This is a genomic window from Leptolyngbya sp. FACHB-541 (assembly GCF_014695875.1).
Classification (GTDB): Bacteria; Cyanobacteriota; Cyanobacteriia; order Elainellales; family Elainellaceae; genus JAAUTN01.
This window is the reverse complement of the sequence record NZ_JACJPC010000135.1, coordinates 82,444-103,276: the sequence shown is the minus strand read 5'-3', so window position 1 is coordinate 103,276 and position 20,833 is coordinate 82,444. Positions and strand designations below refer to the sequence as shown.

21 protein-coding genes are annotated in these 20,833 nt (G+C 49.3%); 13 read left to right on the top strand and 8 right to left on the bottom strand.

Translation table 11 applies throughout. The features are described 5' to 3' along the window. The first annotated feature begins 12 nt into the window (after nucleotides 1-12). Nucleotides 13-3,153, top strand: a complete 3,141-nt coding sequence (locus H6G00_RS29515) for an efflux RND transporter permease subunit (protein ID WP_190799446.1) — start codon at nucleotides 13-15, stop codon at nucleotides 3,151-3,153. Between the two features lie 110 nt (nucleotides 3,154-3,263). Here the strand turns inward: H6G00_RS29515 and H6G00_RS29510 are convergent, their stop codons facing one another. Next, nucleotides 3,264-3,896, bottom strand: a complete 633-nt coding sequence (locus tag H6G00_RS29510; protein ID WP_190799445.1) for a cell division protein ZapB — start codon at nucleotides 3,894-3,896, stop codon at nucleotides 3,264-3,266. A 264-nt stretch (nucleotides 3,897-4,160) separates the two neighbouring features. Between H6G00_RS29510 and queF the strand changes: the two genes are divergently transcribed. The 4 genes from queF to H6G00_RS29490 all read left to right on the top strand — a co-directional run bounded on the left by queF (nucleotide 4,161) and on the right by H6G00_RS29490 (nucleotide 8,350). Further along, entirely contained in the window at nucleotides 4,161-4,619 is a 459-nt protein-coding gene (gene queF, locus H6G00_RS29505) for a preQ(1) synthase (RefSeq protein ID WP_190643020.1), read from the top strand. 351 nt (nucleotides 4,620-4,970) lie between these two features. Continuing rightward, a complete protein-coding gene (locus H6G00_RS29500) occupies nucleotides 4,971-5,810 on the top strand; it encodes a hypothetical protein (protein WP_190799444.1) in 840 nt (279 codons plus the stop codon). Between the two features lie 205 nt (nucleotides 5,811-6,015). Next, nucleotides 6,016-7,812, top strand: coding sequence for an ABC transporter substrate-binding protein (locus tag H6G00_RS29495; protein ID WP_190799443.1), 1,797 nt, complete (start codon nucleotides 6,016-6,018; stop codon nucleotides 7,810-7,812). Nucleotides 7,813-7,957: 145 nt separating this feature from the next. Next, nucleotides 7,958-8,350: a hypothetical protein gene (locus H6G00_RS29490; RefSeq protein WP_190643017.1), complete on the top strand. Its 393-nt coding sequence runs from the start codon at nucleotides 7,958-7,960 to the stop codon at nucleotides 8,348-8,350. A 63-nt stretch (nucleotides 8,351-8,413) separates the two neighbouring features. Here H6G00_RS29490 and H6G00_RS29485 read toward each other — a convergent pair whose 3' ends face one another. Together H6G00_RS29485 and rfbB are read right to left on the bottom strand one after the other, a co-directional pair. Then, nucleotides 8,414-8,617 (bottom strand): hypothetical protein, encoded by a 204-nt coding sequence (locus tag H6G00_RS29485; protein WP_190643164.1) that lies wholly within the window; start codon nucleotides 8,615-8,617, stop codon nucleotides 8,414-8,416. Between the two features lie 131 nt (nucleotides 8,618-8,748). Next, entirely contained in the window at nucleotides 8,749-9,828 is a 1,080-nt protein-coding gene (gene rfbB / locus H6G00_RS29480; protein ID WP_190643016.1) for a dTDP-glucose 4,6-dehydratase, read from the bottom strand. 212 nt (nucleotides 9,829-10,040) lie between these two features. On the opposite strand from rfbB, the gene H6G00_RS29475 reads away from it, so the two are divergent. Beyond that, entirely contained in the window at nucleotides 10,041-10,394 is a 354-nt protein-coding gene (locus H6G00_RS29475) for a hypothetical protein (RefSeq protein WP_190686043.1), read from the top strand. A gap of 59 nt (nucleotides 10,395-10,453) precedes the next feature. Here the strand turns inward: H6G00_RS29475 and H6G00_RS29470 are convergent, their stop codons facing one another. Beyond that, the gene (locus H6G00_RS29470) at nucleotides 10,454-11,446 is read right to left on the bottom strand and encodes a hypothetical protein (RefSeq protein WP_190799442.1); all 993 of its coding nucleotides are present in this window, start codon (nucleotides 11,444-11,446) and stop codon (nucleotides 10,454-10,456) included. Between the two features lie 137 nt (nucleotides 11,447-11,583). Between H6G00_RS29470 and H6G00_RS29465 the strand changes: the two genes are divergently transcribed. Both H6G00_RS29465 and H6G00_RS29460 read left to right on the top strand, forming a co-directional pair. Continuing rightward, nucleotides 11,584-12,147 (top strand): YIP1 family protein, encoded by a 564-nt coding sequence (locus H6G00_RS29465; protein ID WP_190686179.1) that lies wholly within the window; start codon nucleotides 11,584-11,586, stop codon nucleotides 12,145-12,147. 267 nt (nucleotides 12,148-12,414) lie between these two features. Beyond that, complete coding sequence (locus H6G00_RS29460) at nucleotides 12,415-13,404, top strand: sulfotransferase (protein ID WP_190799441.1); 990 nt, start codon at nucleotides 12,415-12,417, stop codon at nucleotides 13,402-13,404. 208 nt (nucleotides 13,405-13,612) lie between these two features. Here H6G00_RS29460 and H6G00_RS29455 read toward each other — a convergent pair whose 3' ends face one another. Continuing rightward, nucleotides 13,613-13,777 carry a hypothetical protein gene (locus H6G00_RS29455; RefSeq protein ID WP_190799440.1) on the bottom strand — a complete coding sequence of 55 codons (165 nt, stop codon included), beginning with the start codon at nucleotides 13,775-13,777 and terminating at the stop codon, nucleotides 13,613-13,615. 21 nt (nucleotides 13,778-13,798) lie between these two features. On the opposite strand from H6G00_RS29455, the gene H6G00_RS29450 reads away from it, so the two are divergent. Genes H6G00_RS29450 through wbaP form a run of 3 tightly spaced genes read left to right on the top strand, consistent with a single transcriptional unit; the run spans nucleotide 13,799 to nucleotide 16,612 of the window. Beyond that, nucleotides 13,799-13,987, top strand: a complete 189-nt coding sequence (locus H6G00_RS29450) for a hypothetical protein (RefSeq protein WP_190799439.1) — start codon at nucleotides 13,799-13,801, stop codon at nucleotides 13,985-13,987. 35 nt (nucleotides 13,988-14,022) lie between these two features. Beyond that, nucleotides 14,023-15,150 (top strand): glycosyltransferase family 4 protein, encoded by a 1,128-nt coding sequence (locus H6G00_RS29445; RefSeq protein ID WP_190799438.1) that lies wholly within the window; start codon nucleotides 14,023-14,025, stop codon nucleotides 15,148-15,150. Nucleotides 15,151-15,169: 19 nt separating this feature from the next. Then, nucleotides 15,170-16,612, top strand: coding sequence for an undecaprenyl-phosphate galactose phosphotransferase WbaP (gene wbaP / locus H6G00_RS29440; protein WP_190686060.1), 1,443 nt, complete (start codon nucleotides 15,170-15,172; stop codon nucleotides 16,610-16,612). Nucleotides 16,613-16,747: 135 nt separating this feature from the next. Here the strand turns inward: wbaP and H6G00_RS29435 are convergent, their stop codons facing one another. After that, nucleotides 16,748-17,002: a hypothetical protein gene (locus tag H6G00_RS29435; protein WP_190799437.1), complete on the bottom strand. Its 255-nt coding sequence runs from the start codon at nucleotides 17,000-17,002 to the stop codon at nucleotides 16,748-16,750. Between the two features lie 79 nt (nucleotides 17,003-17,081). On the opposite strand from H6G00_RS29435, the gene H6G00_RS29430 reads away from it, so the two are divergent. After that, on the top strand, nucleotides 17,082-17,897 hold the full coding sequence (locus H6G00_RS29430; protein ID WP_190799436.1) for an O-antigen ligase family protein: 816 nt from the start codon (nucleotides 17,082-17,084) through the stop codon (nucleotides 17,895-17,897). Here H6G00_RS29430 and H6G00_RS29425 read toward each other — a convergent pair. Continuing rightward, a complete protein-coding gene (locus H6G00_RS29425; RefSeq protein ID WP_190686067.1) occupies nucleotides 17,840-18,415 on the bottom strand; it encodes a hypothetical protein in 576 nt (191 codons plus the stop codon). The two genes, H6G00_RS29430 and H6G00_RS29425, sit on opposite strands and share 58 nt — an antisense overlap. A gap of 381 nt (nucleotides 18,416-18,796) precedes the next feature. Between H6G00_RS29425 and H6G00_RS29420 the strand changes: the two genes are divergently transcribed. Then, nucleotides 18,797-20,644, top strand: coding sequence for an ABC transporter substrate-binding protein (locus H6G00_RS29420; protein WP_190799435.1), 1,848 nt, complete (start codon nucleotides 18,797-18,799; stop codon nucleotides 20,642-20,644). A 26-nt stretch (nucleotides 20,645-20,670) separates the two neighbouring features. Here the strand turns inward: H6G00_RS29420 and H6G00_RS29415 are convergent, their stop codons facing one another. Beyond that, nucleotides 20,671-20,826 (bottom strand): hypothetical protein, encoded by a 156-nt coding sequence (locus tag H6G00_RS29415; RefSeq protein WP_190799434.1) that lies wholly within the window; start codon nucleotides 20,824-20,826, stop codon nucleotides 20,671-20,673. Between the last annotated feature and the right edge of the window lie 7 nt (nucleotides 20,827-20,833).

Sequence of the window (20,833 nt, the reverse complement as noted above, 5' to 3'; positions counted from 1 at the left end):
TCCCCTACTCCCATGTTTGTCGATTTTTTCATCAAGCGGCCTGTCTTTGCTACGGTCTGCGCTATCATCATTCTGCTAGCGGGAGCGATCAGCATTCCGACCTTACCAATCGCTCAATATCCAGAAATCGCGCCTCCCCAGGTGACTGTTACCTCAATCTACACAGGTGCTGACGCTGAAACAGTAGAAAGTAGTGTCACCAGCATCCTAGAACGTGAAATTAACGGGGTGCAGGGCTTGAGATACATGTCCTCAAGCAGCAGCAACACTGGCACCAGCACAATTACTGTCACCTTTGACAGTTCGCGAGACATCGACATTGCTGCGGTTGACGTGCAGAACCGGGTATCTGTTGCCCAGCCCCAGTTACCCGAATCGGTTCAGCGTACAGGCGTTGTAGTGAACAAAGAGTCTAGTAACTTTTTGCTAGCGATTGGAGTCTTTACCGAAGATGACCGATACGACCCACTTTTTCTAAGTAACTACACTGACCTTTATCTGGTTGATGCAATTAAGCGCATCCGAGGCGTTGGCAACGTTCAAATCTTTGGTGAACGCCAATACGCCATGCGTCTGTGGCTTGATCCCACTCGATTAGCCAGCCGCAACCTGACTCCCCAGGATGTAGTTGATGCAATCAATTCTCAAAACTTGCAGGTCGGTATTGGACGCATTGGACAGCAGCCTGCTCCCGATGAGCAGCTTTATCAACTTGACCTGCGAACCCAGAGCCGTCTCACTGACCCTGCTCAATTCGAGGAATTGGTGCTGAGAACAGAGGACGATGGGACGTTAATCAAGTTTAGAGATGTGGGGCGAGTTGAGCTAGGTGCCGAAGACTATAACTCATTTCTCAGGTATCGGGGCAGAGAGGCAATTGGTTTAGGGGTTACTCAGCTTCCAGGCAGTAATGCGATCGAGGTTGCCACCGCTGTTAAAGCAGAAATGGCAAGACTAGCAGAAACTTTTCCACCAGGGTTAGAATACCGGGTTGCCTTCGACACGACCTCGTTTGTGGAAGCTTCTCTAGAGGAAGTACTGGTTACACTCTTTATTGCAGTTGGGCTAGTTATCCTGATCATTTTTATCTTCCTGCAAGATTGGCGCACTACCCTGATTCCAAGTATTACGATTCCAGTTGCGTTGATCGGTACTTTTATCTTTGTTAAAGCCTTTGGCTTCTCAATCAATACGCTAACGTTGTTTGGGCTGACGTTAGCATCGGGGATGGTGGTAGACGACGCGATTGTCGTAGTTGAGGACATTAGCCGCCTGATTCAGCAGGAGGGCATGAGTCCCCGGCAAGCAGCTTCGGCTTCTATGCATGAGCTAACGGGGGCAGTCATTGCAACCTCGTTGGTGTTGATGGCGGTGTTTGTACCAGTAGCATTTTTTCCCGGTACAACGGGAGCGCTTTATCGCCAGTTTGCGTTGACGATCGCTTTTTCCATCCTAGTTTCTACCTTCCTGGCACTCACGCTCACTCCTTCTCTTTCAGCACTGTTGTTGCGACGGGGGCAGAGCCCATCAGGTTGGTTGGGCTGGGGGTTTGAACGGTTCAATCGATTCCTCGATTGGACTCGACGAGGCTATGAGCGATCGCTTAACAAGCTCGTGCAGTTGAAGGCGATCATCGTGATCGTATTTGTTGCTCTCATTGGACTGACTGCCTTTGTATACACTCTCGTCCCCACCGGATTTCTGCCTGAGGAAGACCAGGGCTACTTTATTACCGTAGTTCAGGCTCCAGAAGGGGTGTCATTAAGCTACACCGATGAAGTCATGCAGGGGATTGAAGAGGAGCTGATTGCGCTCCCTGAAGGCCTAGGTGTGTTTTCAGTTGGCGGATTCAGTCTTGGCAGTGGCAACACTGCCAATAGCGGAGTTATCTTCACCACACTTCAGCCTTGGGAAGATCGGCGAGAATTGAGTCAAACTGTACAGGGCATCATTGGCGGTCTGTTTGGCAAGTTCTCGCAAATTGCAGAAGCCAGAGCTTTTCCAATCAACCCACCTCCGATTCAGGGTTTGGGTACTTATGGCGGCTTTACCTTTCAGCTTCAAGATCGTGGCAGTAACAATGACTTGAACGCTTTGCTGCAAAGCTTTGGGCAACTCCTGGGTGCTGCTAACCAAGACCCAGGCTTGCAAAATGTCTTTAGCACCTATGCTGCCGCTACCCCCCAACTTCTAGTTGAGGTCAACCGGGACGCTACAGAAGCTTTGGGGATTTCGGTGGAAGATGTTTATAACACCATGCAAACGGCGATCGGCTCTCAGTACGTGAATGACTTTGTGCTGGGACGCAGAAATTATCGTGTCTATGTGCAGGCAGACGAGCAGTTTCGCTCTAAACCAGAGGATATTGGTCAACTCTATGTTCGCTCGGCACGAGATGAGATGATTCCGCTAAGCAATTTGGTGACTCTCACTCCACAAACAGGCGCACAGACAATTAATCACTACAACCTGTACCGCTCGATTGAAATTACAGGGAGTCCGGCTCCTGGCTACAGTTCTGGAGATGCGATCGAGCACATGGAGCAGGTTGCGGCTCAAGTTCTTCCTCCTAACCTGTCTTATGAATGGTCAGGCACGTCGCTGGAGGAGATTCAGTCAGGCGGACAGGCCCCGCTGATTTTTGGATTAGGTTTGCTGCTTGTGTTTCTGGTGCTGTCTGCCCAGTACGAAAACTACATTGATCCGCTGATTATCATGCTGGCAGTGCCTCTAGCGATTTTGGGTGCGCTCTCGGCCCAACTCCTTCGGGGTTTAGAGAACGACGTTTATTGTCAGGTTGGTCTGGTGATGCTAATTGGTCTAGCAAGTAAAAACTCAATTCTGATTGTGGAGTTTGCCAACCAATTGCGTGAAACTGGGCTTTCAGTCACTAAAGCTGCCGTTGAAGCATCGCAGCAGCGACTCCGCCCCATTCTCATGACCGCTATTTCAACACTGGTCGGCATCTTTCCACTTGCGATCGCCACTGGTGCGGGTGCAGGTAGCCGTCAATCTCTTGGAACAGCGGTGTTTGGTGGAATGCTGGTTGCCACTTTCCTGAGCCTGTTTATCGTTCCAATCCTGTATATTGTCGTGACTTCTCTGCGTATGCGAGTTCAAAAGCGCATTCGCAGCAGCGTTACCAGTGATTAACGTTACGTTGTCACTTAGGTTAAAGACAAAAAATGAGCGAGGATTCATCCTCGCTCATTTTTTGTCTTAGTGCCAATTGGGTAGGGCCGCTAGCATTCCTCAGAAGCCGTTTAGCGACTTGGCAATAGTGGGCGCACAACCATAAAGCCTGCGCCAAAAGCTGTGATTACAATAAAGCCGATGATTACCGTGAGCCAGATTCCGTTTAGGTCTTTTGCAGCTTCAGGCGGAGCAGGACGGCGCGATCGCGGTTCTTCCTGCTCCGTAAACAGTTCATTTGACAAAATCATTGGCTCAGGCGACTGCGGCCTATTCGTAGGCTTGGCGGTGCGAAGCAGTTCCCCCTTTGGGGCGATCGCTCCCATTTCGATCATCTGCACTGGAGTTGGCGCTGGTTTGGTACGAACCGGGCGCGGTGCTGCAACGGGTTGGGGTGCTACCTGACGAATGGGCGTAACCATTTCCAGTGGAATCTCAAATGGCTCAATTGGGGGAGGCTGGGGCAAATCGGGGAACGAGTTTGCCATCTGCTGAAGCTGAGAAGCCACTTGCACAACGCGGTCAATTTCTTCCCGCAGCTGCTGGTTTTGGCGAGTCAACTGCTGATTTTGGTTGCTTAACAACTCTGCCGTCGCTTTTGCCGATTGCAGTTCGGCTGCCAGTTGCCGATAAACCGAAATGGGCACCGAAGGGGCGTAGGCATTTCCTGATGGGGTTTGTCCGGGAACAGGTGAAGTTCTCATGGAAGGCTCAAGGTTGAGGTTGTTCATCGACTTGGCGAATTGAGAGCAAGAGATTCAGAGCAAGAATTGAGAAAACTGTGTGGAAACGACGGCAGGTTTTTAGGCATTTATTTTATTAGACTTCTATGAAATACTCCTGATTGGCTCTTGAGAGCCAAACTTAGTGTCCATAGAACAGTTGCTCCGAATATATGCCCCAGAATAGTGGAATTTTGAGCAATCTGACCGCTAATCGTCAACAAATTTGCCATAAATTGATTGATCATGAATCACCCATCCGTCCAATCCAGCCCACTTAGCGGGTCTGAAAATTTTGCTGAGTCACTAACTGAAGCTTCGGCAGAGACGAAGTATGGCGAACGCCACATTGCCGAAGGTCAGTTAATCACATTTCCCAATCCGCGTCTGGGACGGCGATACACCATTCAAATTACGCTGCCAGAATTTACCTGCAAGTGTCCGTTTTCTGGTTATCCTGACTTCGCCACGATCGCCATCAACTATGTCCCGAATGAGCGGGTTGTGGAGCTAAAAGCAATCAAACTTTATATCAATAGCTATCGCGATCGCTACATTTCACACGAAGAATCAGTTAACCAAATCCTGGATGACTTTGTTGCTGCCTGCGATCCGCTGGAGTCCACGATCAAAGGCGACTTTGCCCCACGGGGTAACGTCCATACGGTGATTGAAGTTCATCATCAGAAGCCAGCCATGCCGTGAATCAGGTCACACAGTAATTCTCAATCACAGCAAAGCGTGAGGGATGGAGGAAAGGGCATCCTCCCCATCCTTCACGCTTTGCTGTGAAGAGCTGTTATTACATTTTTTGTATGCAGGTTTACAAAATTACGTGAAGATGAATCCTCCCCCTCGGATAGGGAAACTAATTCCTTTGTCAAGTTAAATTCGTTAATTAGACAGATTGAGAAAATACGGTTTGAAATTTGAGGCTGGTGCAGCCCAGCCCAATCTGGCTTCTCATTTAACCAGTGTTCTCTTCTTCGCCTTTCTACCCAACGAATCGTGGATTGGATGGATGTCTTTGTTTCAATTTGCCATAAAGGAATAGCAATGAATTTTAGAAACGACAAAAATTTAGGTGTGAAGCTTGCTAGCTTCGCTGGTATTGTGACTGCCAGCGCTTTGTTTAGCCTTCCGGCTCTGGCTTTCATCCAAGCTAGCTCCATGGACTCCAACCAGCCTACTTCGACATCTGGGCAGCTAGTATCCCAAAGCGGTGGTGGTAGCAGCGGCGGTGGCAGCGGTGGTAGCAGTGGTGGCAGCGGCGGCGGTAGCGGCGGCAGCACAGGTGGCAGCGGCGGTAGTGACGGTGGTAGTAGCAGCGGCGGCAGCGGCAGCGGTACTGATAGTGGCGGCACCAGTGTTCCAGGTAGTGGTACTGGCGGTGCTGGTGGTACTGGTGGCGGCACAGGTGGCAGTGGCACGGGTGGTACTGGTGGCGGCACGGGTGGTACTGGTGGTACTGGTGGTGGCACGGGCACGGGCGGTGGCACAGGCACGGGTGGTACGGGTACTGGTGGTACTGGCACGGTTGCTCCAGGCGGTGGCACGGGTGGCGGCACGGGCGGCACAGGTTCAGGTAGCGGCACAGGTGGCACAGGCGGTGGTACTGGTGGCACGGGTGGCAGCGGCACGGGTGGTACTGGTGGCGGTGCGGGTAGCGGCACAACTGTTCCAGGCACAGGTGGTACGGGCGGTACGGGCGGTACTGGAACTGGTGGCACTGGTCGTGGCACAGTTCCAGGCGCTGGAACTGGTGGTGCGGGTGGTGCAACTCCAGGTAATAGCACTGGCGGGACAGGTGGCACAACTCAGCAAAACTTCAACACCAATGGAACTAGCTCGGGTGGTGGTGCTGGTACCGATGGTGGAATTAGGGCGCTTTGGTAAACGTTTGAGTCCCTATCTAAGCAGATGAGCTTGGCTCATTCTGCTGATGGGATTTAAGTAATGAATTGGGGTGGTGTGGACGTTGCTCCCACCACCCCAATTTATTTTTGAGATATTTAAGGAGCTATTTCACCAGGTCGGTGTTGGTACACCTGTTACTGTATTGGAATAACAGATGAAGTAGCAGTAAGAGCGAGTTGTTAATATGACCAGAATCAGTAACCTCAAGCAGTTTACAGGTTCCTGGTTCCACAGGTTTTTAACAGTAATGCTAGTTGGGGTAATGGCGATCGCCCTGACCGCTTGTGATCTAGCGCATTTTAGAACCGAAGCAGCCCAGGTTCCCCAACTCCTGATTAGCCTGCTGAGCGAACCTAAAACCTTCAATTACCTGATCAGCACTGAATCTCCCAGCGTTTTTGGCTTTATTTACGAAGGACTAATCACCGAAAACGGTTTAACGGGTGAAATTGAGCCTGCATTGGCAGAAAGCTGGGAAGTGTCTGAAGACGCTCAGCGCATTGTCTTCACCTTACGCGAAGGGCTGCAATGGTCAGATGGAGCACCGCTCACCGCTGACGACGTAGTATTCACCTACAACGAACTTTACTTCAACGAAGACATTCCTACCTCGATTCGAGATGTGTTGAGAATTGGACAAGCAGGAGTCTTGCCAACCGTGCGGAAGCTTGACCAGCGGCGCGTTGAAGTCACATCCCCCGAACCTTTTGCGCCGCTGCTACGCAGTATGAGTTTGTATATCTTGCCTGCCCACTCGCTACGGGAACTGGTGACCACTAAAAACTCTGAAGGGGAGCCGCTGTTTATCTCTGCTTTGGGCACGGATACCGAGCTGGCTGAGCTTGTGGGCAGTGGTCCTTATCAAATTGCCAGCTACATCACCAGCCAGCGCATCATCTTTCGACGCAACCCAAACTATTGGCGACGAGACAGCCAGAGCAATCCGCAACCTTACATCGAGCGTATCGTCTGGCAGATTGTTGAATCAACCGACAATTCGCTTGTCCAGTTTCGTTCTGGCGGGCTGGATCTGCTGAGTCTTCAACCTGACTACTTCTCTTTGCTCAAGCGAGAAGAACAGCGAGGCGACTTCACGATTTATGAAGGTGGCCCTGCCCCTGGAACGAGTTTCTTTGCCTTTAACCTCAACCAGGGAAAACGCAATGGAGTTCCGCTGGTTGACCCGATCAAATCTCGTTGGTTTAACACCGTTGAGTTTCGGCAGGCGATCGCCCACGCGATCGATCGCCAAAAGATGATTAACAACACCTTTCAAGGCTTGGGTCAGCTTCAAGACTCACCGATCTCTGTTCAAAGCCCCTACTTTATCTCGTCTGAGGAAGGGCTACCTGTCTATGATTACAACCTGGACAAATCTAGAGAACTGTTGCTCAACGCTGGATTTCAATACAACGCTGAGGGACAGTTACTCGATGCTGAGGGAAATCGCGTTCGCTTCACGATGATTACTAATTCTGGCAATAAAGTGCGGGAAGCAATGGGAGCACAGATTAAGCAAGACCTCAGCCGCATTGGAATTCAGGTAGACTTTGCTCCGCTTGCCTTTAACACTCTGCTAAATAAACTCAACAGCGACCTCAACTGGGAATGTTACTTGCTAGGTTTGACAGGTGGCGTAGAGCCAAACGGCGGTGCAAATGTTTGGTTAACAGAAGGGCGATCGCACCGTTTTAATCAGGCTGCCCAATCCGGACAACTCCCGATTGAAGGGCGAGTCGTAGCCGATTGGGAGAAGCAAATCGAGCAGCTTTATATTCGCGGAGCGCAAACCGTTGATGAAGCAGAGCGTCGAGCCATTTATGCAGAGAGCCAGATTATCACTCAGCAATATCTGCCGTTTATCTATTTGGTGAATCCTTTAACGCTGACAGCAGTGCGCGATCGCATCCAAAACGTTAAATTCTCTGCTCTCGGTGGCGCATTATGGAACATTCACGAGCTGGAGATTGCCGAGAATTGATTAGTCCGGCAGCCAATCTTCTAGGACTAGCTCTATAGAATCAGTTTGCAGCCGCTCAAGCGCACTGTTAGGCTGCTGTGTCTTGATCAGAAGAATAGTCTAGAGGATTAAAACTTTGATACCTCTATTTAGAACCAGAAGCTGCATGAAAGAACACAAAACCTTGACGTTTTCTCTCTATGACTATTCTTGTGAGTTGATTGATAAAGAACAGAATTATTATTTAAATCTTGAAGACATGAAAAATCTCGGTTTATCTGAGGAGCTTATACAGAAAGTTGCAAACCTTGGTATTTGGTACTCTTCATACCTTAATCCTGTGTATCAGATGCTCCCTTCTCTTTGGCAGCAACAGGTATGCAATGCTTTCAACCGTGAGGCTAACGCTGTCCTCGAAGCTGTTGTTGCTGCACTTCCAAACATCAAAATTATTAAGGGTTTTACAGACATTAACGAAGATCCGGAGTTATATGAATACTTACTGCATCCAGTACAGTTTCGTAAGAAAAGGGGCATCTCAGGGTATGACCAAATGTAGCTTGGTGAATTGTCGCACCCTAACCCTTCATTGCACCGGACCGTTGAGATCGGTCGGATAGGATTAAGAGAATCTTGGCAGCCAGTGAATGTCGCCGTTAGTGCGATCGCCGATCTTGTAGGGTGCGTTCCTTAATACAACTCCTGCTACTCCACCGATAGATTTCTGGAAACGCACCATGCTCATGCTTGAAGTAAGCGATCGCAGTCTAACAACGCCCATGCACGCCGACCATTGAGGAGTTATTTGTTGAAATTCAAAGGTCATCTGCGGCGGTTGATAGGTAAAGTTAGCTCTAAATGCTTGTAGTCACCAGACAGGTTGGCTTGAGTACACAAAATCTATATTTACAGGGTTTTGGCTTGATTTTTTGGACTGTCTCCCTTTGTAGGGAAATACTATTGAATTACTGTTTTTCTAGCTGACAGTAAAGGTTGCCACCAATCTGGATGGTCTAAGTACCATTGGGCCGTTTGTCGCAGCCCTGCTGTAAAAGTTATGGTGGGTATCCAGCCCAACTCACTTTTGATTTTGTGGATATCAAGGGCATAGCGCTGATCGTGTCCGGGTCGATCTTTCACAAAGGTGATGAGTCGGCGAGCCGGACGAACGGGCAGTTCAGGAGCCAATTCATCCATCACATCACAAAGGGTTTGCACCAAGTCAATGTTGCTCACTTGATTATCCCCTCCGATGTTGTAGGTTTCGCCAACACGTCCTTGATGAAGGACGAGATCTAATGCCTGACAGTGATCCTCTACATGCAGCCAGTCTCGAATGTTGCTGCCATCACCATAGACGGGGAGAGGTTTACCCAGCAGGATGTGGATACACATCAACGGGATTAACTTTTCGGGAAAGTGATAAGGGCCGTAGTTGTTTGAACAGTGAGTGGTCAGGGTAGGTAAGCCATAGGTGCGATAGTAGGCTCTGACCAGATGATCGCTGCCTGCTTTAGAAGCGGAGTAGGGGCTATTAGGAGCGTAGGCAGTAGTTTCAGTAAAGGACGGATCATTGGCACCAAGACTGCCATACACTTCGTCGGTTGAAACTTGGAGGAAGCGATGCGAAGCAGTTACCCCCTCGGGGTAATCGCCCTCCCGTTTCCCCCTCGTTTCCCAATGCTGTCGAAAGGCTTCGAGTAAGGTGAATGTGCCTACCAGGTTAGTTTGAATGAAGTTTGCGGGTGCGAGAATGGAGCGATCGACATGAGATTCAGCAGCAAAGTGAGTAATGGTATCGATCGCCTCTTCCTGAAGCAATCGATCGACCAGGGCGCGATCGCAAATATTACCCTGGACAAATCGCAGGTTTGCCACCCCTTCCAAATCAGCCAGGTTTTGGCGATTACCTGCATAGGTGAGCGCATCAAGGACGAGGAGGCGATCGCCTGGATACTTTTTGCACCAATAATGCACAAAATTAGACCCAATAAACCCAGCCCCTCCAGTAACCAAAATTCGCCGAGGTTGCCGCATGACTAGTAACTAGTGACGAATGACCTGTATCCCATGACCAATATATATCTGTAGCCATACAGGTTAGGAGAAGAAAAGGGGTAGGGCTCAGCCTTACCCCTTTTCTTCTCCCAACTTGAGGAACCTGCGCCATATGTTGCACTCGATAAAGAACTGCCTCATCACAATTCCCATCCGTCATACTGTTGACAAGGGCGATAAGAGGAGGGGCAATGTCAAAAACGACCACCAATGATGGATTTTCTACTGGGCTAAAAGTCTGGATGCTGTTTTTGCTGACCTTTGCTCTGTTGGGCTATTCAGTCATACTCAGCATTTTTTTAGGTGCGCTGGCGGGGTTAGCCGCAGGCATTATTGCCTGGGGTTTGCAATCCAAGGAAACACCTGAAAGGAAATCGGGTGAACAACCTAAAGGTTCGGAAAGCGTGTCTGCTCGATTGATTAGAGAGCGGTTTAGTCAGTTCCGTCTGGGTGTTGGCAACCAACAAAATCAGGATCAGCGTCAAAATGGCTTTAGACCCCGTTTATTTGGGCGCAAACGCCGTTCCCCTCGGACTCGACGCTAAGTAGTGTTTCAAGGGTTGTCTTTTTGGCAGGACGTATAGAAACAACCTGAGAGCAAAGGCTAGGGCCAAATTGGTAGTTGGTTCACCGCTTCTATCGTTGCATCAAGGGGAGTCGTGCCGTCAGACTGAGGCGCTAAGCCAAAATAGCCCTCGTTGCCGTCATGGGCTTGAGAGCCGATGACTTGAGCAGCATAATCGCCTTCTCGTTTGGCTTGATTAAAAGGAGAACCGACTGTTGAGGGCCAGCGAGAGGCAAAGAGAATTGCGCCCAAATCTTCAATCCAGTCGCGCTGACCGTACAAGTGATACATTTGATCGACGGATTTGAAGCCATCTGTCCCAGAAAAAACGCCTCCGATTGAAACCATTGAAATTTCCGCGTTTAACCATTGGTCTAAATACTGTGATGCTCCCAGAGCAACCTGTGCGCCTCCACTTGTGCCGATTAGGATAACGGTGATTGGCTCTGAGGATGCAGGAAGTGGGCTTTCGGCTGACATTCGCTCTACGATGGCCGATGCGATTCCCTGGTTGTAGGCGATACCGTAGCGATCATCTACAGAGATGGCAAACCGCCAGAGGTTGCGAATTTTGATCAGAATGTTCAGGTTTTCCAGCCAGCCGTCTGCTTCCTGGGCAAATTTCCAGAGGGGTGCAAGCAATCGGTTGCCGCCCAAGCTTTCGTTAGCCGCTGAGTAGGGAAAAACATCTCGCACGGCGACGCAATTAGGGTGCGCTTGAACTAGCTGATCAAGAAATAGCTCTTCACCCAGAGTAAGCTGGTTTGCCGAAAAGTCTCCTACCCCCGTAAGAAAGACGATGTAGCAGTTGGTTGAAGCGGCAGACGGTTCAGGAGTTGGGCGATCGCCTTCTGGCAAAGCAGGGGCATCTTTCCCAAGCCCTGCAAACTTGGCTCCCTGCTGCACCCACCAAATCAATGTGCCAACTGGGGCAAACACGCCCCACACCAGCAGAATTATTCCAGCAATGACCAACAGTTTTAGACTTCCGCCTCGCAACCAGAGCAAAATTTGCCCAACTAGCTTAAGCATGTTCAGTCTTTTCAGCCTTTAATGAAATACAGGAAATTAGGGCGATCGCCCACCACACCGAAATTCGGTCAGCCATAGCAGTAGCTATTTAATTACAGCACTGCATCAATAACATCTATCTCGTGCCATAAGAACAGATTGTGAGTAAGCAAACCACCAAAACAGGGTTAGGCAGAACGCTTTGGAGAGCTTTGACGTTAAGGGCTGGGTTCTACGACAACGCTCACCACATTCCTCATGCCCATCGGCTAGCCCTTACCGTTGTGCTGCTTGCTGCGCTATCTCAACTGCTAGGCAGTTTGGTCATTTTGCTAATTAGCCGCACGACGCTACCGCTGATGGCACTGATTTTGCTGCTTCAGGGTGCTGCAATTTTGGTGGGCTACTATTTCTGGACATTCACAATCTGGAAATTAGGGCGTTGGTTTTACCGCAATACACCGGGCTATAGAGAATTGCTAAGCCCGATTGGCTTTGCTTACGCACCTCAAGTCTTAAACTTTTTGACGCTGATTCCCCTGTTAGGGCGACCCATTGAATTGGTTTTATCAGTTTGGAGTCTGTTAGCTGTGATTGTTGCTGTGCGTGAAGGATTGAACCTTAAGACTCGTAGCGCAACGCTGATTTGTCTGGTCGGTTGGCCATTAATTCAATTGGCGATCGGATTTATTCAAGTATTTAGGTTAAATGGTGGAAATTAAAAAGCTTGAGGATGTTTGAAAATCCAGTCGGCTTAATTCCTACTATCTCTATCAAGATTGAGGAAGATAACAAGAAATAGCCTAATTCCCATTATCTCTATCAAGATTGAGGGGGATAACAAGAGATAGAGGGACATAAAGAGAGCATGAGAAATCTCTATCTAAATAAGAGTCTCTATCCAAAGAAAGGGGCTTTAAGCAAAGGGCTGTCTCATTCTGGACGAAGCTGTTCATTTCCATGAAAAATAGCACATGCAGATAGGACTCTTGAAAGAACGCCCTGTTTTCATCTTTGGAATGGGGCGCTCTGGAACGACGCTTTTGCGTCTGATGTTGACTGCTCATCCTCAATTTTGTGTTCCATCTGAATGTCTTTTTTTCGTTAGATTAGAGCCGAAATACGGTCATTTAGAGGATATTAGCGATCGCCTCGACTCGTTTCTCGCTGACCTTTATAAGGTTGAATCCTTCGCTGATTGGAAGCTAGATCCAGAGTTGCTGCGCCAAAACTTAAGCCAGTTTCCTGCATTAAATTACGCAACTGCTATTGCCACCGTTTATCGCACTTATCTTGAGCAAATCGGTTCTGATGCTCGCTTTTGGGGAGACAAAAACCCAGTTCACGTCTATTACACCGAGCAAATTCAAAAATACTTTCCAAACGCAAAACTGCTTCTGATCATTAGAGATGTTCGAGGAACTTATGGTTCACTCAAACGAACTGAAAAATCTTTCGACAACTGGCAAGGGTCTTGTCAAGCAAACGTTCTCTCAGTCACAAAGCAGTGGCGTAAAGTGGTTGATCTATCTGAGAAGCATAAGAATGACCCAAGTTTTCACACCGTGCTATATGAGCGGTTAATTGAGAACCCAGAGCAGGAACTTAGGGCAGTTTGTTCGTGGCTTGGAGTAGATTTTGACGAATCTATGCTGCGATATTACGAGAAAAACGCGAAGGAAAAGTTGGTGCCAACGGGTGAAAACGGTTGGAATGCCAAAACATTTCAACCTATCAGTAAAGGGCGCTTGAATAGCTGGCAAAATGAGCTAAGCCTAACGGAATTGGAAGCTCTAGAAAGCTTGAATCAGGGCAATCTGCAACGGTTGGGATATCAATGTGTGACGCAACCTTTTCGCTATCGCAGCCTGTTGAAAGTTCTGCCAGATTATGTAGACCATGCCTTTTGGCGGCTAGCTCAAATTGCAAAACTGCGCTCAAAAAGACAGAAGTTATACAGTGCTAGTCCCTCAAGTTAGAACAGAAATAGAATTTCTAACACCAATCTAGACAGGTTTCGCAACCTATCAATTTCTGTAGGGGCGCACTGCGGTGCGCCCCTATTGCGATGCGTCCTTACCCATATCTGCAACATCTGCAAATCAAATTCGTGAGAATTGCAGGAGACAGAGCTTCCTCATTTGCATTACAAAGCAGAGCTCAGTAACGAGAGTAAACGAGACTGCTCTAACGCTTCAGTAATTGATCGATGTGCTTTTGGGTGCGCTTTCGCAGCAGTTCACGTACACTAATTCCTTTTAATCCGGCTTCTTGATGTAGATGAACCAGCAAGGAGTAGTCACGCCGGACATGGTGGGTCGTGGAACGGGAAAGCGGACGAGCGATCGCCATCGCTAAAGGTGAAGAAGCTGCTTGGGATGTCTGAGGCTACTCTCGGCAGTACAGACCCTGACAGGCAGCGATCGCCCCGATTCCATGTTCCGTTCAAATCCTCCAAATTCTGCACTTAAGCGGTACGCCATTTTGGACTTTAGATTTTGGATTTGGGTTCGGGAATGGGGAGGGGCGATCGCACGATATACTGCAACTCAATCTAACTGAACGCAGTCTAAGACTTCAGATTAATCCGATAAACCATGAAAACGGCGATCGTTCACGAGTGGCTAGTCACTTACGCTGGGTCAGAGCGAGTCGTCGAACAAATGCTGGCTCTCTACCCGGAAGCAGATCTATTTAGCCTGGTCGAGTTTTTGCCGCCTGAGTTGCGATCGTTCATCCACCACAAACCTGTGCAAACGTCTTTCCTGCAACGTTTGCCTTTTGCCAAGACGAAATTTCGCCGTTATTTACCGTTCATGCCGTTAGCGATCGAGCAGTTTGATCTGTCAGACTATGATTTAGTGCTGTCGAGCAGTCATGCTGTCGCTAAAGGCGTGATGACCCGCGCCGACCAACTTCACATCAGCTACGTGCATACCCCCATCCGCTACGCATGGGATTTGCAGCAGCAGTACCTTAAAGGCAGCAAGCTAGAGCGCGGAGCAGGTGCATTTTTTACCCATTTGGTGCTGCACTACCTGCGGCTATGGGATCTGGCGACCGCTAACCGGGTTGACTATTTCCTGGCAAACTCCCGCTACGTTGCCCGTCGCGTTTGGAAGACTTACCGTCGTCCGGCTGAGGTGATCTATCCGCCTGTTGCGGTTGATCGGTTTCAGCCCAAGTATCAGCGCGATGACTTCTACCTAATTTTGTCCCGATTTGTTCCTTACAAACGAGTGGATCTAGTTGTAGAGGCGTTTGCTCGATTAGGACTGCCGCTGGTAGTAATTGGGGATGGGGGCGATCGCCCCAAAATTGAACGCCTCGTCACCCCTAACATTCAGCTTTTAGGACACCAGCCGGATACTGTCGTCGCTGACCACATGTCCCGCTGCAAAGCCTTTGTTTTTGCCGCTGCTGAAGACTTTGGCATCGCCCCCGTCGAGGCACAAGCCGCAGGAGCACCCGTCATTGCCTATGGCAAGGGAGGAGTGACTGAAAGCGTGATTGCAGGCAAAACTGGCATCTTTTTCCCTGACCAGACGGTGGACAGCTTGGTTGAAGCCGTTCAGAAATTTGAATCAGGAATCTACTGCTTTAGCCCGGATGAACTGCGCCAAAATGCAGCGCGATTTTCTCCAGAACGCTTTCGCCAACAGCTCATTCAATTTATTGACCAGAAATGGACGAAATTTAGACGGAGGGATGCCATAGAGTATTAGCGTGAGGAGAAAAATCGAAATGCAGCTTAACCGTACCTTACAGCCTACTATTTCGGCTTTAAGTATATCCACGCGCTCGTTGCCTACCATTCTATTCATGATTAGTTCAGATCTGATGGCGCTAGGCGCTGCAGGTCTGCTCAGTATCTACTTGCGGCTATTTTTTGACGGCAGATTTCACCCCACCCTCTACCTTCAGCTTTACCCCGTCCTGGGTTTATTTATTTTTGCTTACGCCACCGTTGGGCTTTATCCTGGCGTTGCTATCAGTCCAGTAGACGAACTGCGCTGGACCAGCATGACGACTACCCTAATCTATTTGGCTCTGGGGGCAGCTATCTTCCTGTTTCGCGAAGGAGAAGTTTACTCTAGAGGCGTTTTTCTGATGGCCTGGGCGCTTTCTCTAGTGCTGGTGCAGTTAAATCGCGCGCTTGTCCGCCACTGTTTTGCAGGCAAAAAATGGTGGGGCTATCCTGTTCTCGTGTTGGGGGCAGGTAAAACCGGAGATCTGGTCATTCGTACGCTCAAGCGTCGTCCTGGGATTGGGCTAAAGCCTGTTTTGGTACTGGACGACGACCCTAACAAGCAAGGATCGCTGCACGATGTGCCTGTTGTAGGTGGCTTGGAGTTAGCCCCCATTTTGGCTAAGTCGCGTCAAATTCCCTATGCGATCGTGGCCATGCCTGGAGTTCCACGCGGCAGGCTGTTGAACCTGCTAGAACGCTACGGACATACCTTCGCCCATCTGCTGATCATTCCCGACCTGTTTGGCTTTTCTAGTCTCTGGGTTGCCGCCAAAGATCTGGGCGGCGTCTTGGGGCTAGAGGTCCGTCAGCAATTGCTCTTGCCTGGTCCTCGCTTTGCCAAGTTTTTGATGGACCTGATTTCTACTCTGATTGGCGGTTTGTTAATTCTGCCGTTCATTGGTCTAATTGCTCTGCTGATTCGACTTGATTCGCCTGGGCCGATCTTCTATGGGCAGGTTCGCATTGGGCAAGGAGGGCGTTATTTCAAAGCCTGGAAGTTTCGCTCGATGGTACAAAATGCTGACAAAGTGCTGCAAGAGCATTTAGAACAGCATCCTGAGCTAAAAGAATCGTGGGAAAAAAATCACAAGCTGATGGATGATCCCAGAGTTACGCGAGTCGGTCGCTTTTTGCGGCGCACTAGCCTGGATGAACTGCCCCAACTCTGGAACATCTTGCGCGGTGAAATGAGTCTGGTCGGGCCACGCCCCATTGTAGATGAAGAGATCTGGCGGTATGGAGACAAGTTTGCTCTTTACACCAAGGTTTCGCCTGGGCTGACTGGACTCTGGCAAGTCTCCGGGCGCAACAACATCACCTATGAAGAACGAGTCAATCTAGATGCCTATTACGTGCGAAACTGGTCGGTCTGGCTAGACGTTTATATTTTAGTTCGCACAATTTGGGTCGTCGCATTTGGGGAAGGAGCCTACTGAGGGGTCAATGGTCGAGAGTCAAGCCTTTCGGTTTTATCAAAAAGTTGCGCGATTCAGTTTTATTGGTTTGCCCTATCTCAGTTACCTGAGTTTTTTGGGATTGTTCTTCGTTCTTGTTTTTCTGATTAGAAATTTCTACAAGACCGTTTTGAGATCCCCAATTTGTATTAGTTTGCTGGCTGTTAGCGGGCTGATGATTTTAAGTTCTGCATTTGCTTTTAGTAGAGAGGAAGCTTTTCTACAACTGACTAACTTTTTGCCTTTTTTTGTCTTTTTTGCTTTTCTTCCCTTTCTATTCAAGGGTTCAGGAAAGTTAGAGCAGCTTGCAATAGATTTAGTAATTACTTCTATTCCAGTTAATATTGTTGCTTTTGTTGAATATCTGATCAAATCGCCCTATATTCCAGGTTCTATTCAGCGATGGCAATTTATTGATTGGCTTCGTTCTGCACCACATAAAGGCAGAGCGATGGTTATGTTTGAGCATCCCAATGCTTTAGCGAGCTACTTAGTTTTAATTTTAGGGCTGGGTTTAGGATTGATTTTGCTGCAATCGGTGCAACAGAGAGGAGTTGCCGATCGCTCCAGAAAATTGCAGCGGCTTTATCCACCTGGTTGGCTCGTCTATGCGGCAGTTTATCTGAATCTATTAGGTATTTTTAGTTCCGGTTCACGCAACGGAATGCTGATTGCAATTTCTCAGCTTGTGGTCTTCAGCCTTTTTGTCAAAACGAATCGAACGGTTTTAATCAGCGGACTTTTGAGCCTGTTGGCAGTGGTGGTTGCTGCTGCGCTTGTGGGAATTGGCGGTCGGGCTGTTTCCCTGGAAGGGCTAACGGATGATCCAAGAGTCGGAGTTTGGCAAATTGCGCTGGAATTGATTAGGGAACGTCCGCTGTTGGGATGGGGCTTAGGAAATTACAAATTCCTTTATCCCGCTCGCATTATTGATCCGGTCTTTGACAAAATCTTTCATCCACACAACTTTTGGTTATTGCTAGCTTCTGAAGCTGGATTGTTGGTGATGGTTGGTTTAACGGTTGTAGTTGGCTACGTTTGTTTTCGGGCAGTGCACCTGTTGGTGACAAAGCAACTAGCGGCTAGCGATCGCCCCCTGATGCTCGGCTATCTATTCGCATTTTGGGGCTGCGTTGCCTTTGCCCTGTTTGACGTGACGTTTTACGATGCCCGAATTAATGTACTGAACTGGATTATTCTTGCGGGCATTTACTCGCTAACAGAATCATCCGTCGCCAAGCCGATCGCCCCTTCCATGCTCTGCTGAATGACCTGACGCTGCTCAGCATCGTAGCCCCAGCGATCCAAAAAGGCTTTGTATTCGCCCAACCCAGTAGAGGCGCTTTCGTGCAGCTTTTGCGCTTTCTCGATGATGGCTGCCAACTGAAGTTTCTCGATCAGGTAAGCAGTGCGCGATCGCACCCGATCCGACCCCTGCGCCATCTCCTCATTGCCGTTACGCCGATGAGTAATCGCCATTGCGGACGACATTGCCAAATTTTTCACCAGCAGGTCTGCCACGATCTCTGGCGACGTTTGCAATGCCTGCATCACCGCTTCTGCAGGGTGGTCAGCGATCGCCCGTTCATCTGACAAATAGGTGACAAAGAATCCGCGTGCCCCATTCATGCTGCCCACTAGGGCGGCGATCGCCTCTCCAGTTTCTGCTTCTGACAGTTTGCCCTGCTCCATTTGCGTTAGAAGGGATTGAGTAAGGGCGATCGCCTGCTCGAAGGTTAACTCTTCGGTGGACACGTCTTCTGGAGTCAGATTAGGTTCAGCCATATTCGATCCAACGTACTCTTAATGCCGATGGTAGCTCAGGACATTCTGGGACGACACCATAAGATGCACTTTTGGTAACGAAAGCATCAACCTGCCCATACCCAGGTAACAGCTAACAAAAGAAGCGGCGATCGCCGCTGCAATCCTAATGCGATCGCCTACAGAAGCAATGTGATGACTTACAGAAGCAATGTAAAGCTCGCAGAAGCAATGTGATGACTTACAGAAGCAAGGCGATGTTACACAGAAGCAGTGTGATGCCATACAGACGTAGTGTAATAGGTGCAAAAGCAATGTGATGGCTTGCAGAAGGAATGCAGCCTTTTACATTGCTTCAACTTGCCGATTTGCTTTACCTTCAAGTGTCATTTACTCGGTTGTATGCGTTTTCCCCACTCTTTCCTTCCCCACTTCACGATCACTGCACGACGTTGGCTGGGGCGATCGCTTCCCCTCGTCCTGCTCATTGCCCTGCTGCTGAGTGGCTGCCGCAGTCTGATTGCCGAAACTAAAGCCAGCAACCTTTCTCAGATTGTGCTGACTTCGCTGCAAGACCCAGCTACCTTTAACCCAATGCTAAACCAGGAATTTCCCAGTATTTTTCTGTTTAGCTTTCGCGGGCTGACTACAGAAGATGGAGAAACAGGGGAAGTAAAGCCAGATCTGGCAGAGTCCTGGGAAATTTTTGAAGACGGACGGCGAGTCGTATTCACGCTGCGGGAAGGGCTGCGGTGGTCAGACGGTGAACCGCTCACGGCAGACGATGTGGTGTTTACCATTCAGGATGTGATCTTGAATGAGAAAATTCCAACCGACAACAAAGACGACCTGAGAATTGGGGCAAACGGTGAATTTCCTCAGGTGCAAAAGCTAAGCGATCGCCAGGTTGAATTCTTGCTGCCAGAACCGTATGCACCATTGCTGCGGGCATTGAACGGACCGCCAACGGGGGTTGTAATTCTGCCAAAGCACATCCTGCAAGAATCGGTCGAAACCTTAGATTCGCAGGGTAATTCTTTGTTTACCTCAACCTGGGCGACTAATACTGACCCTACTAAGGTGGTGGTGAATGGCCCTTACAAGATGGAGCGCTACACGCCTGGAGAACGCCTGACTTTTGAACGTAATCCCTACTACTGGGAAAAAGATGCAGCGGGGCAGCAGTTGCCCTACATCGATCGGATTGTCTGGCAGTTTATGGAGTCTACCGACACGCAACTGCTTAGCTTTCGCTCTGGCGATCTGGATGCGATTGGGGATGTGCGACCGCTGCGACCTGAGTATTTTGAGTTGCTCAAACGAGAAGAAGAGCGAGGCAAGTTCACGGTTTATACGGGAGGCGAATGGTCAGGCACAACGTTCATCACGTTTAACTTAAATCGCGGTAAGAATTCTCAGGGGCAGCCTTTGGTTGACCCAATTAAGTCACGCTGGTTTAATACGCTGGAGTTTCGGCAGGCGATCGCCCACGCCATCAATCGCCCGCGCATGATCAACAACATCTTTCGCGGCATCAGCAAACCGCAAGACTCGCCTATTTCCGTTCAAAGTCCCTATTACCTGTCGCCAGAGCAAGGGCTGAAAGTTTACGACTATGACCTGGACAAAGCCAGACAACTGCTTCAATCCGTTGGCTTCAGCTTTAACGCTGAGGGACAGCTCTTTGATGCAGACGGCAATCGTGTTCGCTTTTCATTTCTGACCAATTCAGGTAACGAAATTCGAGAGGCGATCGGTTCTCAAATCCGTGCAGATTTGGCTCAGATCGGCATTCAGGTTGATTTTCGCCCCATCAGTTTCAACACGCTGATTACCAGAGTCACTACAACCCGCGATTGGGAATGTTTCATGATTGGCTTTACAGGCGGAATTGACCCCCACAGCGGCGCAAACCTGTGGACGAGCAAAGGGGGATCGCACATGTTTAATCTTGGGCCACAGCCGGGTGAACCCCAAATTACAGGTTGGCAACCCAACGACTGGGAACTGGAAATCGATCGCCTCTTTACTGCTGGAGCACGAGAACTAGACGAATCCAAGCGCCAGGAAATTTACGGCAACTTCCAGCGCATCGTTCAAGAACAGCTACCCGTAATTCACCTGATACACGAAATTGCGCTCGTGGCAGTGCGCGATCGCATTCAGGGACTAAAGTACACAGGTCTACCGAGCTGGGGACTGTGGAATATCCAAGAGCTTAAAGTAGTAGATGAAAGGGATGAGAGATGAAGGAATGAGGGATGAAAGGGTAGAATCTATCCCGTAGGGGCGAACGGCCATTCGCCTTTTAACTCGTTCCCAAGCTCTGCCTGGGAATGCAGATTTGGAGGCTCCGCCTCCCCTCCTTCACGAGGCAGAGCCTTGCTGTAGGCATCTCCAGGTGGAACCCGGAGACGAAGATTTCCTTTCATCCCTCAT

Excerpts from the sequence above, each read along its gene's own strand:
- H6G00_RS29515 (WP_190799446.1), top strand. The coding sequence starts at position 13 with ATGTTTGTCGATTTTTTCATCAAGCGGCCTGTCTTTGCTACGGTCTGC.
- H6G00_RS29510 (WP_190799445.1), bottom strand. The coding sequence starts at position 3,896 with ATGAGAACTTCACCTGTTCCCGGACAAACCCCATCAGGAAATGCCTAC.
- queF (WP_190643020.1), top strand. The coding sequence starts at position 4,161 with ATGAATCACCCATCCGTCCAATCCAGCCCACTTAGCGGGTCTGAAAAT.
- H6G00_RS29500 (WP_190799444.1), top strand. The coding sequence starts at position 4,971 with ATGAATTTTAGAAACGACAAAAATTTAGGTGTGAAGCTTGCTAGCTTC.
- H6G00_RS29495 (WP_190799443.1), top strand. The coding sequence starts at position 6,016 with ATGACCAGAATCAGTAACCTCAAGCAGTTTACAGGTTCCTGGTTCCAC.
- H6G00_RS29490 (WP_190643017.1), top strand. The coding sequence starts at position 7,958 with ATGAAAGAACACAAAACCTTGACGTTTTCTCTCTATGACTATTCTTGT.
- H6G00_RS29485 (WP_190643164.1), bottom strand. The coding sequence starts at position 8,617 with ATGACCTTTGAATTTCAACAAATAACTCCTCAATGGTCGGCGTGCATG.
- rfbB (WP_190643016.1), bottom strand. The coding sequence starts at position 9,828 with ATGCGGCAACCTCGGCGAATTTTGGTTACTGGAGGGGCTGGGTTTATT.
- H6G00_RS29475 (WP_190686043.1), top strand. The coding sequence starts at position 10,041 with ATGTCAAAAACGACCACCAATGATGGATTTTCTACTGGGCTAAAAGTC.
- H6G00_RS29470 (WP_190799442.1), bottom strand. The coding sequence starts at position 11,446 with ATGCTTAAGCTAGTTGGGCAAATTTTGCTCTGGTTGCGAGGCGGAAGT.
- H6G00_RS29455 (WP_190799440.1), bottom strand. The coding sequence starts at position 13,777 with ATGGCGATCGCTCGTCCGCTTTCCCGTTCCACGACCCACCATGTCCGG.
- H6G00_RS29445 (WP_190799438.1), top strand. The coding sequence starts at position 14,023 with ATGAAAACGGCGATCGTTCACGAGTGGCTAGTCACTTACGCTGGGTCA.
- wbaP (WP_190686060.1), top strand. The coding sequence starts at position 15,170 with ATGCAGCTTAACCGTACCTTACAGCCTACTATTTCGGCTTTAAGTATA.
- H6G00_RS29430 (WP_190799436.1), top strand. The coding sequence starts at position 17,082 with ATGGTTATGTTTGAGCATCCCAATGCTTTAGCGAGCTACTTAGTTTTA.
- H6G00_RS29425 (WP_190686067.1), bottom strand. The coding sequence starts at position 18,415 with ATGGCTGAACCTAATCTGACTCCAGAAGACGTGTCCACCGAAGAGTTA.
- H6G00_RS29420 (WP_190799435.1), top strand. The coding sequence starts at position 18,797 with ATGCGTTTTCCCCACTCTTTCCTTCCCCACTTCACGATCACTGCACGA.
- H6G00_RS29415 (WP_190799434.1), bottom strand. The coding sequence starts at position 20,826 with ATGAAAGGAAATCTTCGTCTCCGGGTTCCACCTGGAGATGCCTACAGC.